Origin of the sequence: Microcoleus asticus IPMA8, assembly GCF_013179805.1 — a bacterium.
GTDB lineage: Bacteria > Cyanobacteriota > Cyanobacteriia > Cyanobacteriales > Microcoleaceae > Microcoleus > Microcoleus asticus.
This window is the reverse complement of the sequence record NZ_SRRZ01000093.1, coordinates 23585-30123: the sequence shown is the minus strand read 5'-3', so window position 1 is coordinate 30123 and position 6539 is coordinate 23585. Positions and strand designations below refer to the sequence as shown.

Genomic DNA, 6539 nt, shown 5'->3' with positions numbered 1-6539 from the left:
TATCGTGCACACTAGCTAATTTAGGATGATTACATTTACGTCAAGGAGCTTAACTACACAGAGGCTTTGATTGTTTTCGGAGATGTCTAATGTGGCTTGCGAGAAGTTTATCAAGAGCAGCAGAACCTCAAGTACCTGACTTCAGTAAAAGAATCTATTGAAAAGTTAAAGATTGTTGACTATGTGAAAACAGTCGATGCGCGAGAACACTTTTGCGGCAAGCGTACTGAAATAGAGGGCAGTCCTAACACACCAGAGTACAATACGCAGCTCGAACCTGCTAAGAGTGTAGTTGAAAAGGTTGTGTCTTATGTCGTAGACGCAGATCGCATCTGTGAAAAGGTGTTTTCTGGACAAATGACTCCACAACCTGCACCTCACAGGGATGCTAATGAAGTCCTCCCTGACCTGATTTATCCTATGCACGCCATGATCTCTGTAAGAAGCAGGCACGACGCAGAGGTTATAACAAAACATTTAAACGAAAAAATTTTCCAAAGCGATCCACACCAGTATCCTTCTAACCAAGGCTTTAGAGCTGAGTTTGTTTTTAGTTCTGGAGTGGATGAGGAGGGCAAACCAGTCAAAGGGTACAAACTGGATCTAGACCACCCTTGGTTGAAGTGCTGGCGAACAAAGAAATTTAAAATGACTGGGCGTGGTTGGGAGCTTCCTGATAAGTGTGCCCGTTTTCTGATTGTTGTTGACATGGGACGCGAAGGAATCAACAATCCCTTCTGTGGCGTAGTCGGATTGGCTAGGAGAACCCAATCAATTATCGAAGTAATTCAACGCTTGATTGGTCGGCAAATTCGGTCATACACTGATAGATTCCTCGGAAAACTTAGGGTTCCTCCAGCGCAACTTGACACTATTAAAATATGGTCTCACGATGCTTGGGACTTCCCAAGGGCAGGAACTGCGCGGGACAACGCAACTACAGAGCGTATAGGAGATGGGTTGCATTTCTGTGAATATATGGATGAGTGGTTGGCTGACCTAGCCACATTGGAAGAACTCATAGAAAAAGGTAAAGAGCTGGTCGATCCGAAGACTGAGGCAACAGCCGAAGGAGTCTTAACAATTCCAGAGAAGTTAGGAATAGCGTTTGATATAGGCTCTCATCAACTTAATGATGAAGAAGTTCCTAAAGATGACATACTCAATAATTGGTGTGGTGAAAATTCTAAGAAGAGAGAACTTGCTAAGGGCTGGATTGACTTGGTTCAGAACAATCCAGATATTGCAAAGACTGAATTGAAACAGAATATATCCCTTCGTAAGCTGCATATCATTGAGTATGAAAGACCAAAAACAAATCCCGGCATTGAAGATTTGCGTTGGTTCTACCAAGTACATAACCCTAATAGCTTACCCTTGATAGAAATGCTAGAAAGTCCTACATTCGATGATACTACGAAGGCAGCACTGCGCTCCGAATTTGAGTTTTCCTACGCCCAATACATGGCAAAATTTCATTCTTTTGCAGGGCTTCCTAAAGTCACAGACTTCGAGAGGATTCGCAAACAGTTAGTAAGGAAACTGTTCGAGCAGCTACGTTATAATCCTTACAGCACCAATGAAGGTAGTTTTATTGAGGGGGAGTTATCAAAAATACAGAGTGCTGCTTATCAAGCGATTGGTTATGCTGTTTATACTGTATTGGGATTAAGGGAAGCCAAAAAAGGAAGCGAACACGATGTGCCACAGTACCACACAGCGCTGTCAGATCCAAGTGTTGTCAGAAACATTTTAGGGTACGCACGTCAAAAACTCTTAGTACAGTTTGCTCGACCTCCTCTAGTCAAAAGCCTTCAAATTTTTAGTGCTGACTTAGTACCCGAAGTCAAGCAGGACAATGATAGTTAGCTTGGCTTTCTTGGAGTAAGGTGATCGCACCCTATTGCACCCTACCCCTTCACCCTCCACACTCTCGCCCATAAATCACATCCAACCACAGCCATACTGCTACTACCTTTTCCATATCATATGTCTACCAGGTTAGCTGCTACTTCCTGCGACTCTTTGACAAAAATTAACCCTATTGGGTATAAGATTTTCTCCATCTATCACAAGCCATAGTGCTACGGGGTAGAACTTTATTTTCTCAATTTTGACTCATTCACTACACTAATTCTCCGTTAGTGTACAACTTTAACTCCTAAAACTCCGTACTAAACTTACGCCATAGCAGTCATTTGCTCGATTTTCAGTGTACAACTTTATTTTTCATTTACAGCAGTTGACTGTTGACTGTTGACTGTTGACTGTTAGCATTTGTTATTGGTTATTGGTTATTTGTTATCAATAACCTTCTCGGCTCTGACTCCAATGCGCGATGCCCGATGCCCAATGCCCGATGCCCTATTCCCTATTCCCTCTGGCTGACTCCGGAAATTGCGGCTAACAGCAACCAGCTTGTAGTATTGAGTCGGAAATCAAACACTGTCACGTCTACAGTGTTAAATAGCGTACAAGCGGCGAAGGCTAATAAATAACTAAAAAAAATTAGGCGATCGGCCGCTCTTAAATCTTGACAAGCCACCTGATTTGTGCTATTAATTATAGAGTTTTGATTGAAATCTAAAGCATTTTCCGCTTTTTCGAGTGTGGCTATTTGCTCGTGTTTAATATCCGCAGGAAAAAGCGGCCAATTCGCCAGCCGCAAAACACCCCTAGCTAAAACCCAACCAACTAAACCAAACAACAAAAGCGTTGCGGGTATTCCCGTTTCCGCAGTCAACATCAGTATCAAACTGTGAGGATGACCGAGCCATTCTTGCATTTGAGCTTGATAGAGAGGCGTAAAATTTCGCAATCCCCAACCAGTCCAAGGACGCTGCTGAGTCATCGACCAAGCAAATTCCCACTGAGTAGTTCTCAAAGTAGCAGTTGGCCGATTTGGGAACATCTCGTCGGTGAGTCTAGCCCAGAAAAAAGCCGGGATAATTCTTCGCAAAGACTGCCGTAAAGGTTCGGGGCCAAAGGCAGACAAAAAAACTATGCTAGCCGCACTAAAAACCGCAGCTAATAATTTTTTATAACCCGCATAAAGTGCAAAAGCCAAAACTGCCAAAACTGCCATTCCCCAAGCATTACGAGAATTAGTAAAAATCAAAGCAACAGCATTTCCGCTCACTGCAAAACTTAAAAATAGGAATCGGTAATTGGGAATCGGTAATTGGGAATCTGCAATCAGCCGTTCATTAATTGTTTCTTTTTTTCCTCTTTCCTCTTCCCTTAAAATCTCGCTGTTCAATCCGTTCAATCCCTGAGAGTGCTCGTTCCCGAACCCTTCTTCCATCCACAGTCCCAGTGCTAAAATAAAAGCAATTGTCAGATAGCAAGCTAAAATATTAGCGTACATAAATACAGAAGCCATGCGGCCGGGGGGATTGCCTTTGGGTTCGAGTACCCAGCCAAAAACGGGCTGCAATTGATCGATGCCGCTCCAACCTAAAAATTGCTGTCCCAGCCCTAAAATTATCACGGGAATTGAACTAATTACAATCATCCAAGACAATTGCCGCAATTGAGGCGAAGTTTGAATTAAACTGCTGAAAGCAGCAAACAATATAAAGAACGGCAAAAAATTATACAATCCTAAAAAAGCCTCGCTGCGGTTGTGGGCAAAAACCGCTGTGATGACTAGCAGCGCGCTCAGAATTGCGAAGCCTCGATTCAGCGGGCGACAACTAATTTGACGGAACTTTTGCTTGCAAGTGCCGGCCAATCCCAGGAATAAACTTAAAGCTCCCAAAATCGGAATTAAGGGAAAAATCAGCATCCCCACTTGAGCGAAATTCCAAGGGATTTGCAGGCGGCGAGCAGGATGTTTTTGGAGTCGAGACTTGAGATTTTCGGCTGTCAGTTTGGCAGCTAATTTCAACCGATTTTTGATATTCACCCACACTCCCAATCTCAAATTTCAAATCTAAAATCTACTATCGTTAAGCTAGTTCCCAAACGCATTCCGATCGCGTCAGGCGAATTTGAGCTAAGGCAAAAATGGTCGGAATAATCCGGCCGTAGTTCGTGGAAATCGATCGCCAACCCAAATCCGCGAAAAACCAAGTCCACATCACCGGGCCGATCAACGAAAATACGCTTCGCGTCGCACCGTAACGAGCCGCACTTACCGCCATACCGCGCCGCGCAGTCTGAATTGCGACATAGTTTTGAAACTGGGTTGCTGCAGTTGCAGTGCCTGCAAGCACTCCTTGTTTTGCCATTTGATAGGTGGCAAAATGCAGCGCAAATTGATTGGCCATTAGTTTGAGCAGCATTGGTTTTAAGATGGAACTAACAGCTAAAGCGCTGCCACCTTTGAACAGTAAACCCAGCGGGTCTTTTTCAGCAGAAATTGGCAGGGGTTCTGAGAGTTTAGAATCAACGATCGCTCGCTGTACGCGCACTGTCAGCGCTTGCTGTTCCTCTGCCGGCAAACGCTTCCACGCCCGGCCCATTAAGTGCAGAAATACTTCTGCCTCTAAGTCGGTGGTAGACAACTGTTTGGGATAAGGGATTTTGAGATAGCGACAAACTTGAATTAGCGCTTGTCTGTAACTGACTTGTTGGGTTCGCCCTCTGAGTACCGTCAACCCGTCGGCTGCAAGATAGCGAAACCGCTGTTCTACGGCGTCGAGCCATGCTTGGCGATCGCGACTTTGTACGTCTATGGGTGCGGGGGTTTGCACGTAATCTAAAGGGTTAAACTTGCGGCTGAACAGAAGTTCTGTTAGTTGCTGCAATTCTTCTTCTGTTGTCAATTCGAGTGCTGCTCTGAGTTCGTCCAAAATTTTGCCCTCCCCTATTCGATTTTAGATTTTAGATTTTAGATTTTAGATTGCTGCTGATACACAACCATTGGGATTTAGGATTTACCCACAGTGGGATTTTTTTATCTGGTCTTAATCATGGATTCGTGCTGTCCTTTATTCTACTACTTGGTGCAGGGCGATGGCGTCGGGCCCTCGCCCGCGCTACGGCTCTCAGGGTTTGGCCGCCAACTGAAATATTGCACTGAAACTTCCCCGCAGCCTTTAAGCTGATAACTAGACATCTAGTGAAAAGCAAGTCTTGGTCAGGCAGGATGCCTACTACACAATAGTTTTTGGAGATGTCTAATGACTGGTGACTACAGACTAATGACTAATTATGTTCGATGTTGCGGTGATTGGGGCGGGTATGGCGGGGCTGAGTTGCGCTCAACGGTTGCGTCAAGCTGGTTATTCTGTGGCGGTTGTTGAGAAATCTCGCGGTGCGGGGGGACGTGTTGCTACCCGCCGCCTACAGGGGACTAGGGTCGATCACGGGGCGCGGTATCTGGAACCGCAGGGGGATGCGGTGCAGCGGTTAATTGAGGCTTTGGTCGATCGGCACATCCTCAAACTCTGGACGGATTGTGTCTGGGAATTCAAACAAGGAGAAATGTTCTCTATTCCTAGTTCTTGTTATGTCGCACCTGCTGGAATGAATGCTGTGGGTAAGTATCTGGCTGAGGATTTAGATATTTGGTACGGCCGCCGCGTACAAGCTATTTCTACTACAGATAACCAAAAGTGGCACCTTTCTTTAGAAGTCACTGACAACAATTTAGACATACCTCAAGAATTGATTGCTAAGGCTGTTGTGGTGGCAATTCCTGCTCCTCAAGCTTTAATGTTTTTGAATTCGGAAATCGGTTTGAAATCTGATTTTATTGACAAATTGCGTTCTGTAGAGTACGACCCTTGCATTACCGCTATGGCTGGCTATCCTGCGGTCAAACAGCAAGATTTGAGCAATCTAAATCCGCAGTGGAAATCTGTTTCTTTTGCCCATAATTCTGATTTAGCTTGGATTGGCTGGGACAGCAGCAAGCGGCTCGATCCGCAGCAGCCGGTGTTTGTGATTCACAGCAGCGCAAATTTTGCTCAACGCCATCTAGAATCTGTTGATTTGCCAACAGTCGGTCAAGAATTGCTCGATCGCACTTCTGAATATTTAATCCCTTGGCTCAAGGAGCCAGAATGGTTGCAGGTTCACCGCTGGCGCTATGCTTTTTGTCGAAATCCTTTGCCTGTTTCTTGTTTGCCTGCTGATGGGACTTTGCCGCTGGTTTGTGCGGGGGATTTGTGCGGAGAAGGTCAAATAGAAGCTGCTTTGCGATCGGGTTTGGCGGCGGCTAATTGGGTGAATTCTCAGTTGCAAAATTTGCCCTTAGATTCCAGCCTAAATTGGTAATATGGCTACATTTAAGGTATCGATTTTGCCTCTAACGCTATGATTGCCATCCCGTCTGGGTTTAGCCCTCAAGATTACCTTGCCCGAACCTGATAATACCGTCCGGCATGAATAACGGATGTCAGGAAGAAGGAATAAGGAAGTTCGGCAACGGATTCGCTCGACGGATGTAACGGACGTCAAGAAGAAGGAAGAAGAAAGAAGGAAGAAGGAAGAAGGGAAATGCAATTAAAGCAATGATTTCAGCAGTCAAGAATGTCGCCGGGAATCGGGCGCGGTTACTACTTCTTCCTTCTTGGTTCGGCTAGAGTTAT

4 protein-coding genes are annotated in these 6539 nt (G+C 45.1%); 2 read left to right on the top strand and 2 right to left on the bottom strand.

Annotated features, from left to right (window positions below; translation table 11 throughout):
- Nucleotides 1-96: 96 nt before the first annotated feature.
- The gene (locus E5S67_RS22205; protein WP_172190546.1) at nt 97-1869 is read left to right on the top strand and encodes a hypothetical protein; all 1773 of its coding nucleotides are present in this window, start codon (nt 97-99) and stop codon (nt 1867-1869) included.
- 502 nt (nt 1870-2371) lie between these two features.
- Here E5S67_RS22205 and E5S67_RS22200 read toward each other — a convergent pair.
- Both E5S67_RS22200 and E5S67_RS22195 read right to left on the bottom strand, forming a co-directional pair.
- Complete coding sequence (locus E5S67_RS22200; protein ID WP_172190545.1) at nt 2372-3907, bottom strand: O-antigen ligase family protein; 1536 nt, start codon at nt 3905-3907, stop codon at nt 2372-2374.
- Between the two features lie 43 nt (nt 3908-3950).
- Entirely contained in the window at nt 3951-4796 is an 846-nt protein-coding gene (locus E5S67_RS22195; RefSeq protein WP_172190544.1) for a YaaW family protein, read from the bottom strand.
- A 361-nt stretch (nt 4797-5157) separates the two neighbouring features.
- Here E5S67_RS22195 and E5S67_RS22190 point away from each other — a divergent pair, with 361 nt between their 5' ends.
- On the top strand, nt 5158-6225 hold the full coding sequence (locus E5S67_RS22190; RefSeq protein ID WP_172190543.1) for an NAD(P)/FAD-dependent oxidoreductase: 1068 nt from the start codon (nt 5158-5160) through the stop codon (nt 6223-6225).
- The last annotated feature ends 314 nt before the right edge of the window (nt 6226-6539 follow it).